Source organism: Streptomyces sp. CC208A (genome assembly GCF_030010625.1).
GTDB lineage: Bacteria > Actinomycetota > Actinomycetes > Streptomycetales > Streptomycetaceae > Streptomyces.
In genome coordinates this window covers 319,731-332,640 of sequence record NZ_JASCXN010000002.1, presented here as the reverse complement: position 1 = coordinate 332,640, position 12,910 = coordinate 319,731, and the positions used below count along the sequence as shown (strand labels likewise).

13 protein-coding genes are annotated in these 12,910 nt (G+C 75.4%); 5 read left to right on the top strand and 8 right to left on the bottom strand.

The annotated features are described in order from the left end of the window. The first annotated feature begins 38 nt into the window (after window positions 1–38). Window positions 39–920, top strand: a complete 882-nt coding sequence (locus QK442_RS03785; protein WP_282692337.1) for a siderophore-interacting protein — start codon at window positions 39–41, stop codon at window positions 918–920. Window positions 921–929: 9 nt separating this feature from the next. On the opposite strand, the gene ligD is transcribed toward QK442_RS03785, so the two are convergent. The 8 genes from ligD to QK442_RS03745 form a co-directional block, all read right to left on the bottom strand. Further along, window positions 930–1,832, bottom strand: coding sequence for a non-homologous end-joining DNA ligase (gene ligD / locus QK442_RS03780; RefSeq protein WP_282692336.1), 903 nt, complete (start codon window positions 1,830–1,832; stop codon window positions 930–932). Next, entirely contained in the window at window positions 1,829–2,725 is an 897-nt protein-coding gene (locus tag QK442_RS03775) for an ATP-dependent DNA ligase (RefSeq protein WP_282692335.1), read from the bottom strand. Before QK442_RS03775 ends, ligD begins: the two co-directional genes overlap by 4 nt. Then, a complete protein-coding gene (locus tag QK442_RS03770) occupies window positions 2,722–3,327 on the bottom strand; it encodes a DNA polymerase ligase N-terminal domain-containing protein (protein ID WP_282692334.1) in 606 nt (201 codons plus the stop codon). Before QK442_RS03770 ends, QK442_RS03775 begins: the two co-directional genes overlap by 4 nt. A gap of 73 nt (window positions 3,328–3,400) precedes the next feature. Beyond that, window positions 3,401–5,293: a GAF domain-containing protein gene (locus QK442_RS03765; RefSeq protein ID WP_282692333.1), complete on the bottom strand. Its 1,893-nt coding sequence runs from the start codon at window positions 5,291–5,293 to the stop codon at window positions 3,401–3,403. A gap of 139 nt (window positions 5,294–5,432) precedes the next feature. Beyond that, entirely contained in the window at window positions 5,433–5,915 is a 483-nt protein-coding gene (locus tag QK442_RS03760) for an NUDIX domain-containing protein (protein WP_282692332.1), read from the bottom strand. Window positions 5,916–5,956: 41 nt separating this feature from the next. Continuing rightward, window positions 5,957–7,561: an apolipoprotein N-acyltransferase gene (lnt, locus tag QK442_RS03755; RefSeq protein ID WP_282692331.1), complete on the bottom strand. Its 1,605-nt coding sequence runs from the start codon at window positions 7,559–7,561 to the stop codon at window positions 5,957–5,959. Between the two features lie 99 nt (window positions 7,562–7,660). Then, complete coding sequence (locus QK442_RS03750; protein ID WP_282692330.1) at window positions 7,661–8,221, bottom strand: hypothetical protein; 561 nt, start codon at window positions 8,219–8,221, stop codon at window positions 7,661–7,663. Between the two features lie 92 nt (window positions 8,222–8,313). After that, complete coding sequence (locus QK442_RS03745; protein WP_282692329.1) at window positions 8,314–9,111, bottom strand: aspartate/glutamate racemase family protein; 798 nt, start codon at window positions 9,109–9,111, stop codon at window positions 8,314–8,316. Window positions 9,112–9,169: 58 nt separating this feature from the next. Between QK442_RS03745 and QK442_RS03740 the strand changes: the two genes are divergently transcribed. The 4 genes from QK442_RS03740 to QK442_RS03725 all read left to right on the top strand — a co-directional run bounded on the left by QK442_RS03740 (window position 9,170) and on the right by QK442_RS03725 (window position 12,838). Next, window positions 9,170–10,396, top strand: a complete 1,227-nt coding sequence (locus QK442_RS03740; RefSeq protein ID WP_282692328.1) for a glycosyltransferase — start codon at window positions 9,170–9,172, stop codon at window positions 10,394–10,396. Window positions 10,397–10,725: 329 nt separating this feature from the next. After that, window positions 10,726–11,253, top strand: coding sequence for a DUF6643 family protein (locus tag QK442_RS03735; RefSeq protein ID WP_282692327.1), 528 nt, complete (start codon window positions 10,726–10,728; stop codon window positions 11,251–11,253). A gap of 54 nt (window positions 11,254–11,307) precedes the next feature. Then, window positions 11,308–12,132, top strand: a complete 825-nt coding sequence (locus QK442_RS03730; RefSeq protein ID WP_282692326.1) for an MOSC N-terminal beta barrel domain-containing protein — start codon at window positions 11,308–11,310, stop codon at window positions 12,130–12,132. A 97-nt stretch (window positions 12,133–12,229) separates the two neighbouring features. Then, window positions 12,230–12,838, top strand: coding sequence for a hypothetical protein (locus QK442_RS03725; RefSeq protein WP_282692325.1), 609 nt, complete (start codon window positions 12,230–12,232; stop codon window positions 12,836–12,838). The last annotated feature ends 72 nt before the right edge of the window (window positions 12,839–12,910 follow it).

Genomic DNA, 12,910 nt, shown 5'->3' with positions numbered 1-12,910 from the left:
CCTCTTCCCTCCTCCGCCCCGAGTACGCGAAGGAACTCATGAACAGCCTGCCCATCTGGCTCCTGCACGTCCGTCGGACCGAGCGGATCACCCCCCGTCTGGCACGCGTCACCCTCACCGGCGACGACCTCCGGGGCTTCTCCCTCACGGAACCCGACCAGCAGGTCAAGCTCTACTTCCCGCGTCCCGGCCAGTCCCGGCCGCTCCTGCCGGAGGCCGACGGGGCCGCCGACCTCGCGTCGTGGTACCAGGCCCTCAGCGCCGTCCCGGAGGACGAGCGGCCGTGGATGCGCAGCTACACGATCCGCGCGCACGATCCGGCCACGCACTCCCTCACCTTCGACTTCGTCCTGCACCGGCACGCCGGACCGGCCACCCGGTGGGCCATGGACCCGAAGGAGGGCGACTGCCTGGGCGTCTTCGGGCCCAGCTCCTACTTCGCGCGCCCCGAGCCGCTGTCCGCCTCGCTCGCGGAGGCCGACTGGGTGCTGCTGGCCGGTGACGACACCGCCGTCCCCGGGATGGCGACCATCGTCGAGAGCCTGCCGGCCGGCAAGCGGGTGCTGGCCTTCGTCGAGGTCCAGGAGGCGGCCGACGAGCAGCCCTTCCGCACCGAGGCCGATCTGACCACGACGTGGCTGCACCGCGGCGCGGCCGAGCCGGGGCGCAGCGAGACGCTGGCCGACGCGCTGCGGGCCGCCGTACTGCCCGGGGGCGAGGGGTTCGCCTGGATCGCGGGGGAGGCCGGTCTGGTACGCCGGATGCGGCGGCATCTGCTGGACGACCGCGGCATGGCCAGGAGCCGGATCGAGTTCTCCGGCTGCTGGCGCCTGACGCTCGCTCAGGACGACGCCCCCACCGCGGAGGACCTCGCCGAGGCCCAGGAGCGTCTGGCGGAGGCGCGGGCCCGGTTCTCCTGACCCGCCGCCTCAGAGCTTCTCAAGCCGTCCGTGGGCGGCTTTCAGGGAACGGCCGCGGCGCGACTCCTGTGCCCAGGGGTCGTCGCCCTCCAGTCGCTCGCCGATGGCGGCGAGCGTCCAGCGCCGGGGGGTGAGGTCGGGGGCGTCCAGTTCGCTCCAGCTCAGCGGGGCCGCGACCGGCGCGCCGGGCCGGGCGCGGACGGCGTAGGGGGTGACGGCGGTCTGACCGTAGGCGTTGCGCTGGATGTCGAGGTAGAGGCGTCCCTTGCGAGCCTGCTTGCGCGGCGCGGTGGTGAGCTCCTCCGGGTGCCGGTCGGCGAGCAGGTCGGCCACGTCACGGGCGAAGGCGCGGACGGCGTCGAAGGGGGCCTGGCGGTCGAGCGGGACCAGGACGTGCAGACCGCGGGAGCCGGTGGTCATCAGGGCCGTGGGCAGGCCGAGTTCGTCGAGCAGCTCGTGCAGCAGGGCGGCGGCCCGTCTGACCGGTTCGAAGTCCTCGCCGGGCGGGTCGAGGTCGAAGACCAGGCGGTCGGGGTGGTCGGGCCGGTCGGCCTTGGACAGCCAGCGGTGCGGGGTGATGCACGCCTGGCCGACCAGGTAGAGCAGGGTGGCCAGGTCGTCGCAGACCGGGTAGGTGACGGTGCCGCCCTCCTTGGGCAGCCGGCGACGGTGGATCCAGTCCGGGAAGTGGGCGGGGACGTCCTTCTGCATGAAGCGGCCGTCGTCGATGCCGTCGGGGTGGCGTTCGAGCATCAGCGGGCGTCCGCGCAGGTGCGGCAGGATGCGCGGGCCGACCCGGCGGTAGTAGTCGGCGAGGTCGGCCTTGGTGATGCCGTCGTCGGGGAAGAGCTCCTTCCCGGCCCGTTTGATCTCGACGGTCCGGCCGCTCACGCGGAAGTCGGTGGTGGTCATGGGGTGCCTCGCTCACGGATGACGTCGGTGGGCCGCTTGTCGTCGCGCAGGCCCAGGTGGCGGGGATGGCGCAGCCGCCCGGCTCCGGTCCACTCGGTGAAGGCGATCTGGGCGGCCGGTCGGGGGCGGACCCAGTGCACGGCCCGCTCCCTGACCTCGTCGGCGAACGGTGAGCGGTCCTGTTCCAGCCGGGCCAGCCGGGCCAGGCGGGCCAGGCGGGCCAGGCGGGCCCGCAGGCCCTCCAGGGTGTCGGGGTCGCAGCCGGTGCCGACCTTGCCCGCGTACCGGAGCCGCTCGCCCTCGTAGCGGCCGACGAGGAGCGCGCCGAAGCCGACCCGGCTGCCGGCCGGTTCGGTGAAGCCGCCGACCACCAGCTCCTGCCCGGCGGCGCACTTGAGCTTGAGCCGGTCGGTGGAGCGGTGGTGTACGGAGCGGCCGTCGGCCCGTTCGGCGATCAGGCCCTCCCGGCCGCGCCCGCAGGCGTCGGCCGGCAGCCGGCGGCCGACGCGGTGGGGCGTGTAGCGCAGCGGGGTGCGGAAGTCGAGGGCGTCGCGCAGCAGGGACTTGCGGGTGCGCAGCGGCAGGGCGGTGGTGCGCCGGCCGTCCAGGCGCAGCAGGTCGAACAGGTAGCGGAGGACGGAGACGCGGCCGGCCTCGACGTCCTCCGGGTAGGTGTAGTTCGGGACCTTGCCGGTGCGGGAGAGCAGCCGCAGCCGGTCGCCGTCGCGGAGCGCGACGACACGCACCCCGTCCAGCTTGCGTTCGAACAGCATGTCGTCGGTGAAGGTGCGGCGGTCGGTGAGCACGGCGAGCCTCGGCCGTTCACGGGTCTTGGGCCCCGCCTCGCGCAGCCGTTCCCGCTCTGCCGGGGGCAGCCGGTCGAGCAGGCTCACGCCGCCTCCTCGGCGGCGACCTGCCCGAGCGTCCGTCCGCTGCGCGCCGAACGGGCCCGCCGCGGGTCGGGGGTGCCGCCGCCCGCCCGGTGGCCGCGCCGGACCAGCAGCCATGCCTCCCGCTCCCCGCCCGAACCCTCGCGGAACCGGGTGAGCGCCCAGTCGCCGCGCAGTTTGTGCCCGTCCAGCCGGAAGAAGGCGTGACCGGCGTCGAGCGCCCGGGCGAACGGGATCTCGTGGCCGTGCTCGTCGGTGCTGCGGTTCCGGTAGCCGCCCTCGTCCCAGATGATCACCGTGCCGGCGCCGTACTCGCCTTCGGCGATGGTCCCCTCGAAGTCGCGGTATTCCAGGGGGTGGTCCTCGGTGGGCATCGCCAGGCGCTTGTCGTGCGGATCGCCGAACGGCCCCTTGGGTACCGACCAGGACCTGAGGACGCCGTCGACCTCCAGGCGGAAGTCGACGTGCGTGGTGGTCGCCTCGTGGATCTGGACCACGAACCGGGGCTCGTCCCCGGCCCCGCCGCCGCTCCTCCCCCGGGGCTCGCGGGTCCTGCGGAAGTCCCGTTTCCGTCGGTACTCCGCCGGCGTGTCCGCTCCGGTCATGGCCGTCCCTCCTCTCCGGCCCCGCGTCTACCCCGCCGCTTCCCGGGCACACGTGTCCGGCGCCCGGCCGGGGTCAGTCGCGGGCGACGGCCGACGACAGGGCGTGCAGGCGGAGCGCCAGCTGTATCTCCAGGGCGCGGGAGGGCGACTGCCAGTCCGGGCCGAGGAGCCGGCCCACGCGCTCCAGCCGCTGGGCCACCGTGTTCACGTGGACGTGGAGGTCGTCCTTGGTTCGGGCCGGGCTCATGCCGCTGGCGAAGTAGGCGTCGAGGGTGCGCACCAGATCGGTGCCGCGACGCGCGTCGTAGGCGACGACCTGGCCGATCGTGCGCTCCACGAAGCCGCCGATGTCCCGGCCGTCGGCGAGCAGCAGGCCCAGGAAGCCGAGGTCCTCGGCCGCCGCGCCCTCGCCCGCGCGGTGCAGCAGCCCCAGGGCGTCGAGGCAGCGGCGTGCCTCCCGGTACGCGGCCGCCACCCGGTCCGGGTGGTCGAGCGGGTCCCGTACGGGGGCGGAGGCGCCGACGGTGACGGGCTCGCGCAGGGTGCCGCCCAGGTGGCGGGCGGTCTGGCGGGCCAGTTCGGCGGCGTCCTCGCCGGGGCCCAGCGGCAGCAGGAGGACCGTACCGCCGTCGCGGGCGGAGGCGAGGCCGCGGCGGGTGGCTGCGAGGTGCGAGGCGGCGGACCACAGGCGCTGCCGGTCGGCGCTCTCGCGGCCGGACGGCTCGGCGCCGCCGGTGGGCCCGGCCCGGTCGATGCGGGCGGCGAGCACCACGTGCGGCGCCTCGCTGTCGGTACGGAGGCGGACGGCGCGCTCGCGCAGCAGGCGGCGGTCGCGGTCGGGGGCGTCGAGGAGGTCGTCGAGCAGCTCGCCCCGTACCCGCCGTTCGGCCTCGCCGGCCGAGCGGCGGGCGAGCAGCAGCAGGGAGGTGACGAGGGCGGCCCGCTCCAGGGTGCGCAGGTCGACGGGGTCGAGGTCGGGCCGGCCGCGCAGGACGAGCGCGCCCAGGTGCTCGCCTCCGGCGGAGACGGCGGCGACCCAGTCGTCGCCGTCGCGGACCGCGTGCCCGCCGGCGCGGCGGGCGGCGCCGGCGGTGGTCTCGGTGAACTCGACGGTGCCGCCGAGGACTTCGGAGACGGCCTCGGCGACGTCGTGGACGCCGCCGCCGCGCAGCACCAGCTCCGAGAGGCGGTCGTGGACCTCGGAGGCGCGCTCGATGACGGCGCTGTGCTCGCGGATGATGTCGTTGGCCCGCTCCAGCTCGGCGAGGGCGGACCGGGTCTCGGCGAGCAGGTTGGCGGTGTCGATGGCGACGGCCGCGTGGGCGGCGAAGGAGCCGAGGAGGGCGACCTGTTCGCGTTCGAAGACCCTGGCCCGGCGGTCGGCGGCGAAGAGCACGCCGATGACCTGGCTGCCGAGGCTGAGGGGCACGCCGAGGATGGCGACCAGGCCCTCGTCGCGGACCGCGGTGTCGATGGCGCGGGTGTGCTGGAAGCGTTCGTCGTCGAAGTAGTCGGCCGTGACGTACGGGCGGGCGGTCTGCGCGACCAGTCCGCCGAGTCCTTCGCCCATGCCCAGGCGGAGCTGTTGGAAGCGGGCGGAGACGGAGCCCTCGGTGACCCGCATGTAGGTGTCGCCGGCCGCCGGGTCGTTGAGGCTCAGATAGGCGACCTCGGTGCCGAGGAGGGAGCGGGCGCGCCGGACGATGGCGCGCAGGACCGCGTCGAGGTCGCGGAGTCCCGCGAGGTCGTGGGCGGTGGCGAAGAGGGCGGACAGCTCGGCCTCGCGCCGTCGGCGGCCCTCCAGTTCGGCGCGGACCCGCAGGGCGAGCTGTTGGGCCTCCTCGAGACCGGCCAGCGTCTCGGGGCCCGCGCCGCTCGCGCGGGCGAGGAGCATGGGCCGGTCGTAGGCCTCCGCGGCGGCTCCCCGGGCGAGGAGTTCCAGGTAGGAGACGTGTTCGTGGGACATGGACACAGGGATACCCGCCGTCCGGGGGGTCGCACCACCCCTGTGGACCCCGCCTGTGGACAACTCCTCCGGACGACTCCGGCCGACTCCGGCCGACTCCGGACGACTCCGACCGGGGTCGGCCGGGGCCGACCTCGCCTCAGCCGCGGTCCGTGGTGCGGAACCACGGGGGGTCGTCGGCGAGCGCCTTCTCGATCCGCCGGTGGGAGAAACGCTTCATCGGGGGGAGGGAGTCGGCCTCGAACCAGCCGACGTCGATCGACTCGTCGTCGTTGACGCGGGCCTCGCCGCCGACGGCCCTGCAGGCGAAGGACACGTCCATGTACTGGCAGATGTCGCCGTTGCCGTAGACGACGGGCTCGCGCAGGGTCTCGACCAGGAGGATCCGCTCGGGCACGCACAGCACGCCGGTCTCCTCCTCGACCTCGCGGACCGCGCAGTCCGCGGGCTGCTCGCCGGGTTCGACGATGCCGCCGATCACGGCCCACGCCCCGGTGTCCGCGCGGCGGCCGAGCAGGATCCGGTCCCGGTCGTCGAGGACGACGGCGCTGACGCCGGGCAGGAAGAGGAGCTGGTGCCCGACGGACTTGCGCAGTTCACGGATGAAATCGGGGGTACCCATGCGGTCGACCCTAGATCATTCTCCGCTGGGTGCCCCGGGGCTCAGGGCCGTGTCCGGCGGGCGCGTACGGCGCGGGCGGCGGCCCAGCCGAGTCCGGCGGCCGCCACGGCGACGAGCAGGGCCTCCGGGAGGGTGCCGAGTCGGGTGGCGGGGGTCTGCGAGGAGCGCAGGGGCACCTCCTCGACCAGGTAGGCCGGGGTGAACATCTCCGTCCGCGAGACGATCTCGCCGTCGGGGCGGATCACGGCGCTGACGCCGCTGGTGACCGGGACGACGACGGCCCGGCTGTGCTCCACGGCCCGCACCCGGGACATCGCCAGCTGCTGGTAGGTCATCTCGCTGCGGCCGAAGGTGGCGTTGTTGCTGGGGACGGTGAGCAGCTGCGCCCCGTGGGTGACGGTGTCGCGGACGGCCCAGTCGAAGGCGGCCTCGTAGCAGGTGGCGAGGCCGACCCTGGTGCCGGCGAGGTCGAAGACGCCGACCTCGTTCCCGGGGCCGAAGTCGCGGCGGACCCGGTCGACGTCGCTGCTGAAGAGGCGGACGAAGGACCGCATGGGGATGTACTCGCCGAAGGGCTGGACGTGCCGCTTGTCGTAGGTGGCGACGGGTCCCTTGCCGGGTTCCCACTCGATCAGGGTGTTGCGGAGCTTGCCGGTGTCGGGGGCGAGGACGGCGCCGACCACGGTGGGGGCGTCGACGGCGCGGACGGCGTCGTCGATGACGGCGGCGGCGTCGGCGTTCGCGTACGGGTCGATGTCGGAGGAGTTCTCCGGCCAGAGCACGAAGTCGGGCTTCGGCTTCGTTCCCGCCTCGACCTCGGCGGCGAGTTCGCGGGTGCGGGCGGCGTGGTTGTCGAGGACCGCGCGGCGCTGGGCGTTGAAGTCGAGGCCGAGGCGGGGCACGTTGCCCTGGATCGCGGCGACGGTGGCGGTGCCGTCCTCGGCGGAGTCGTCCACCAGGGGCAGGGCGGCGAGCGCGCCGGTGACGGGGAGGAGGACGGAGAGCGCGGCGGCGGCGAGCGGTCCGCGCGGGACGGCGCCGGTGGCGCGGTGGAGGCGGACCAGGCGGACGGCCTCGTACAGGCCGAAGCCGCAGAGGGCGACGGCGAAGCCGAGCACGGGGGTGCCGCCGACGGCGGCGAGGGGGAGGAAGATCCCGTCGGCCTGGCCGAAGGCGATCTTGCCCCAGGGGAAGCCGCCGAAGGGCACGCGCGCGCGTGCGGCCTCGGCGAGGATCCACACCCCGGCGGCGAAGACGGGCCACCACGGCAACCGGGAGACGGCGGCGACGCCGAGTCCGGCGGCGCCGATGAAGAGGGCCTCGACGGCGGTGAGGGCGAGCCACGGCACGGCGCCGACCGCGCCGCCGGTCCAGACGAGGAGCGGCAGCAGGAAGCCGAGACCGGCGAGGTAGCCGAGGCCGAAGCCCGCGCGGAGGCGGCGGCCGTACAGACTCCAGCCGAGCAGGGCGAAGGCGGGCAGCGCGAGCCACCACAGGGGCCGCGGCGGGAAGCTCAGGTAGAGCAGGGCGCCGGAGAGCAGGGCCGCTCCGGGGCGGACGAACCGCGTGGCCCGGCCGAAGCGGCGCGGCCCGCCGTCGGTCGCGGACGCGTCGTCGGCGGCTTCGGGAGTGATGGTGGTGCTCACCTTGCGGAGTGTACGGGGCGGGCCTGTCGACGCCCGGTCCGGCACCGTACGGGGGCGGGCCGTCCCGGCTCCGTCTCCCTCCGTACGCGCGCGTGCCGGTCAGGCGGTGCCGGCGGAGGTCGGGGGCTGGGCCGGACGGCGGAGGCGGGCGCGGATGGAGTCGACCGCCGAGGCGGCGCCGTCGACGGTGACGGTGAAGCTCCGTCCGTCGGCGAGGCGCAGCACCAGGCCCTCGCCGCGGCGGACGACGACGGCGGTGCCCCGGTCGGGGCGCCAGCGGTAGCCCCAGCCGCCCCAGTGGCGGGGGGTGACCCGCGGGGCGTAGTCGGCGCCGACGACCTCGGTGAGCAGGATGGTCCGGCGGGGGACGCCGATGTGTCCGCAGCGGACCTCCATGGCCCGGTCGTCCACCCGGACCTCCACGTGGACGAAGGCGAGGGTGCCGAAGAGGACGAGGAGTCCGGCGGCGACGCAGCCGACCACGGCCATGACGAGGGCGGGGATGCCGGAGGCCCAGGGGGACTCGACGGCGATGGTGATGCCGAGCGCCATGCAGGCGGCACCGGCGACGGCCGCGACCCACTGGAAGCGGTTGGTGGCGCGGCCGGTCCACACGGTGGGGCGTCCGTCGGTGCGCGACTGCCCGGATTCCTGCCTCATATCGGGCATATTACCCAGCCGCGCCCGATCAAGCGCAGCGGAGCGGAGTCACCTGATGACAGTGGGCGAAGGAGTGGAGGGCCAGGCAGAGATCAGAGGGAGGGTGCCGGGGCGCCCGCCAGGAGCCGGCCTTCCGCGTAGTCGAGGGCGGCCGCGGGGAGGACGCCGGGGCGCCCGCTGAGCAGCACGGAGAGGGTGCCGGTCGGCGCGGCGGCGGGGGCGGGTTCGGCGCCGATCCGGCGGAGGGCCTGGGCGGCGACGGCGCCGGCGGAGCCGTGGAAGACGACCGGCGGCAGCCCGGGGAGGCGGCGGGGGGCGAGGGCGGCGAGGATGCGGTCCTCGACGAGCTCGTAGTGGGTGCAGCCGAGGACGACGGCGCGGACGTCCGGCGGGGTGAGCGCCGCCGCGGCGGCGACGGCCCGGTCGACGGCCTCGGGGTCCGCGTGCTCGACGGCGTCGGCGAGGCCGGGGCAGGGCACCTCGGTGACCTCGGCGCCCGCGGCGAACTCGCGGATGAGACCGCGCTGGTAGGGGCTGCCGGTGGTGGCGGGGGTCGCCCAGATGGCGACCCTGCCACCCGCCGTCGCGGCCGGCTTGATCGCGGGCACGGTGCCGATGACCGGGAGGGCCGGTTCGAGGGCGGCGCGCAGGGCGGGGAGGGCGTGGACGCTGGCGGTGTTGCAGGCCACGATCAGCGCGTCGGGCCGCAGGTCGGCCGCGGCGCGGGCGACGGCGAGGGCGCGCCCGGTCAGGTCCTCGGGGGTACGCGGTCCCCACGGCATGCCGTCGGGGTCGTTGGAGAGCAGCAGCTCGGCGTCCGGGCGCAGCCGCCGCACCGCGGCGGCTGCCGGGAGGAGGCCGATTCCGGAGTCCATGAGCGCGATCTTCACCCGGTCACCCTAGCCGATGGGCCCCGGATGCCCGGCGTTCTGGGGCAGACTGCGACGAATGAGCGTCCTTGCCTGGTTCGCGTCCGTCTCCCTGGCCGTCTGGGTCTGGCTGCTGCTCGGCCAGGGCTTCTTCTGGCGCACCGACCAGCGCCTTCCGCGGACCGGCGGGGGCGGGTCCCGCGCGCGTGGGGGGCCGGAGGCGTGGCCCGGGGTCGTGGTGGTCGTGCCGGCGCGGGACGAGGCCGGGGTCCTGCCGCTGAGCCTGCCGTCGCTGCTGGCCCAGGACTATCCGGGCCGGGCCGAGGTGATCCTCGTCGACGACGGGAGCACGGACGGGACCGGCCGGCTCGCGGTCGAGCTGGCCGCCCGGCACGGCGGGCTGCCGCTCACGGTGGTGTCGCCGGGCGAGCCGGGGCCCGGATGGACGGGGAAGCTGTGGGCGCTGCGGCACGGGATGGCGCTGGCACGCGCGCGGGGGCCCGAGTTCCTGCTCCTCACGGACGCGGACATCGCCCACGAACCCGACAGTCTGCGCCGGCTGGTGGCGGCCGCGCTCGACGACGACCGCGACCTCGTCTCGCAGATGGCCCGGCTGCGGGTGACCGGCTTCTGGGAGCGCCTGGTGGTCCCGGCCTTCGTCTACTTCTTCGCACAGCTCTACCCCTTCCGCCGGATCAACGCCGCCCGGCCGCGGGCGACGGCGGCCGCCGGGGGCTGTGTGCTGCTGCGGACGGAGACGGCGGTGGCGGCCGGGGTGCCGGACGCGATCCGTACGGCGGTGATCGACGACGTGTCGCTGGCGCGCGCGGTGCGGGCGGCCGGGGGCCGGATCTGGCTGGGGCTCGCGGAGCGGGTGGACTCGGTGCGCCCGTATCCGGGGCTCGGGGAACTGTGGGGGATGGTGGCGCGGAGCGCGTACGCCCAGCTCCGGTACCACCCGCTGCTGCTCCTGGGGACGGTCGCCGGGCTCGTGCTCGTCTATCTGGTGCCGCCGGTCGCGTGCCTGGCGGGGCTCGCGACCGGGGACGCGCCGGCGGCGTGGGCGGGCGGGGCGGCGTGGGCGGTGATGGCGGGGACGTACGCGCCGATGCTCCGCTACTACCGGCAGCCGTTGTGGGCGGCGCCGCTGCTGCCGTTCACCGCTTTCCTCTATCTGCTCATGACGGTGGATTCGGCGGTGCGGCATCACCGGGGGCGGGGCGGGGCGTGGAAGGGGCGGGTCTACTCCGGAAGGCGTGCGGAGGGGGAATTCGCGTCCCGGCCCAGGGAGCGACAGAGGAAGTGACACGGGGAGTGACCCGGCGAATTCGGCGCGTGCGCACTTCACCCCCGAGTGCGGGATTGACGATTCTGCATACCCAAGATCACTTCCCCCGCACCCTTCCGGTCGCCTTTTCTTTATCCGGTCTTCATACCGGAGGTGGCGGTCGGGGCCGACGGGGTCGACCCGCCGGTAACCCCCTCTCAGCTCGGGTTTTACGCGATCTTGGAACGACGCCGTGCCCGTTTTTGGCATGTTCGATCGGGTTGGGGATCCACGGCCGCCAGAAGCCCGTCAAAGAAGCTGTTGAGCAGGCTCCCCAATCGGCAGATCGTGGGCTTAACTTATGTGCCATGACCTCCCCCCGCTCCAGCTATGGAGGCGGTTACCACACCGCGCCGTCCTTCCCGGACACCCCTATCTACGACTCCCTGGTCGCGGAGCGGGGCACGCCTCAGATCGCCCCGATCCGAGTGCCCGCCGCGTACGAGGCCCCCACCGGCTACCAGCCGGCGCCCGCCCCCTCGGGCTCCTATCTGCCGGCGCTGCCGGCGGCCCTGCCCGCCCTCCCGTCGGCGCCGTCCCCCCAGCCGGCGCCCGCCTACCACGGCGGCGGGTACGGCTACCCCCAGCCGGCCCCGCAGATGGCGCCCGCACCGCTCCAGCCGGCGCCCACGCCGTACATCCCGCAGCAGCCCACGCCGCCGCGCGGCTACCCGACGGGACCGGTCCCGCAGCCGGCCCGCCCGGCGGCCACCGGCTACGAGGCGATGCGCCCGGCCGCGCCGCGCCCCGCGCCGGTCCCGGCCCCCGCGCCGGTCCCGGCCCCCGCGCCGTATCACGACCCGTACAACCGCCCCTACCAGGGCGGCGGTTACTGACGGATCGCGCGGGCCCGGTCCCACCGGGGACGGAGCGGCTGACAGGATGGGCCCATGGCTGATCCCGTCCTCCGCTCCGTCCACGTCCACCCGGTGAAGGCCCTGCGCGCGCTCAGCCCCACTCAGGCCGAGGTGCAGCCCTGGGGCCTCGCGCACGACCGCCGCTGGGCGGTCGTCGACGCCGACGACACGGTCATGACCCAGCGCCACCACCCCCGCCTGGCCCTCGCCTCGGCGGAACCCCTCCCGGGCGGCGGCCTGCGGCTGACCGCGCCCGGTCTGGAGCCGCTCGTCGTCCCGGTGCCGGAGCCCTCGGCCACGCTGACCACGGGCATCTTCGGCAAGGCCGTGGAGACGGTGCCCGCCGGTGCGGCGGCGGCCGCCTGGTTCTCCGCCCACCTGGAGACCGACGCGCGCCTCGTGCACCTGGACGCGCCCGAGCACCGCCGCCCGATCGACCCCGCGTACGCGCTCCCGGGCGAGACCGTCAGCCTCGCCGACGGCTATCCGCTGCTCGTCACCGCCAGCGCCTCCCTGGACGCCCTCAACGCGCTGATCGCGCGGGGCGACCACGCCCACGAGGGCCCGCTCCCCATGAGCCGCTTCCGTCCCAACCTGGTCGTCGACGGGACCGAACCGTGGGCGGAGGACGGCTGGACCCGGCTCGCCGTGGGCGAGGTGACCTTCCGGGTCGCCAAGCCGTGCGGGCGGTGCGTGGTGACCACCACCGACCAGGCCACCGCCGAACGCGGCAAGGAGCCCCTGCGGACCCTGGGACGGCACCGCGCCATCGGAGGGCGGCTCGTCTTCGGCCAGAACCTCGTCCCCGAGCACATCGGCACGCTCCGCGTCGGCGACCCGGTGAAGATCCTCGACTGACCCCGCCCTCCCCTCCGCTCGTCCCTCCGTTCGACAGGCGGACCGGCCGCGCCGCGGGCACACTCGTCCAAGGAACGACGAACGAGGGGGTTCCGGCATGCGTGCGGTCACCGGACTCTGGCGCTGGCGGCACAATCCCCTGCGCCGGACGACGGACCTGGTCGAGGCGTGGGTGGCGCTCGCGGCCGTCGTCGCGCTGTGCGTGGCGGTGCCCGTGGCGGCCTTGACGGCCGCCTCCTCCGCGCGGCACTCGCTCCAGCGCGCGGTCCACGCCCAGCAGCAGGGCCGCGCGGAGACCACGGCCCGGGTGCTCCGGCCCGCCCCGACGCCGCCGAGCGCCGCCGCGGCCGACGAGCAGTCGGCAGGGCAGCGGTTCCGGCGCGCGGTCGTGGCCACCTGGACCGCCCCCGACGGCACCCCCCGGACGGGCACCGTCACGGTCTCCCGGGGAAGCGGCGCGCCCGGCGACACCTTCCCGCTCTGGACCGACCGCGAAGGCCGGCCCGTAACCGCCCCCATGGCCGACTCCACCGCCCGGACCCACGCCGCCGGCGTCGGCGTGATGGCGGCCGCCCTCACCGGCCTGGCCGTGGAGACCGTCCGACGGCTCGTGATGCGGCGGCTGCACGTACGCCGGTACGCCCACCTGGACCGCGCCTGGGCGTCGGTCGGGCCCGACTGGGGGCGCACCGGCACCGGCAGCTGACGCCCCGGAACCTCGGCTTCCGTGCCCCGTACGGGTGCGGCTCGACGACCCGTCAACCCCACGCCTCATCGC

What these genes read in the sequence shown, in the direction of transcription:
- ligD (WP_282692336.1), bottom strand. Translation starts at nt 1,832, where the DNA reads ATGACCACCACCGACTTCCGCGTGAGCGGCCGGACCGTCGAGATCAAA.
- QK442_RS03740 (WP_282692328.1), top strand. Translation starts at nt 9,170, where the DNA reads ATGAGCGTCCTTGCCTGGTTCGCGTCCGTCTCCCTGGCCGTCTGGGTC.
- QK442_RS03735 (WP_282692327.1), top strand. Translation starts at nt 10,726, where the DNA reads ATGACCTCCCCCCGCTCCAGCTATGGAGGCGGTTACCACACCGCGCCG.
- QK442_RS03730 (WP_282692326.1), top strand. Translation starts at nt 11,308, where the DNA reads ATGGCTGATCCCGTCCTCCGCTCCGTCCACGTCCACCCGGTGAAGGCC.
- QK442_RS03785 (WP_282692337.1), top strand. Translation starts at nt 39, where the DNA reads ATGAACAGCCTGCCCATCTGGCTCCTGCACGTCCGTCGGACCGAGCGG.
- QK442_RS03765 (WP_282692333.1), bottom strand. Translation starts at nt 5,293, where the DNA reads ATGTCCCACGAACACGTCTCCTACCTGGAACTCCTCGCCCGGGGAGCC.
- QK442_RS03770 (WP_282692334.1), bottom strand. Translation starts at nt 3,327, where the DNA reads ATGACCGGAGCGGACACGCCGGCGGAGTACCGACGGAAACGGGACTTC.
- QK442_RS03760 (WP_282692332.1), bottom strand. Translation starts at nt 5,915, where the DNA reads ATGGGTACCCCCGATTTCATCCGTGAACTGCGCAAGTCCGTCGGGCAC.
- QK442_RS03725 (WP_282692325.1), top strand. Translation starts at nt 12,230, where the DNA reads ATGCGTGCGGTCACCGGACTCTGGCGCTGGCGGCACAATCCCCTGCGC.
- QK442_RS03750 (WP_282692330.1), bottom strand. Translation starts at nt 8,221, where the DNA reads ATGAGGCAGGAATCCGGGCAGTCGCGCACCGACGGACGCCCCACCGTG.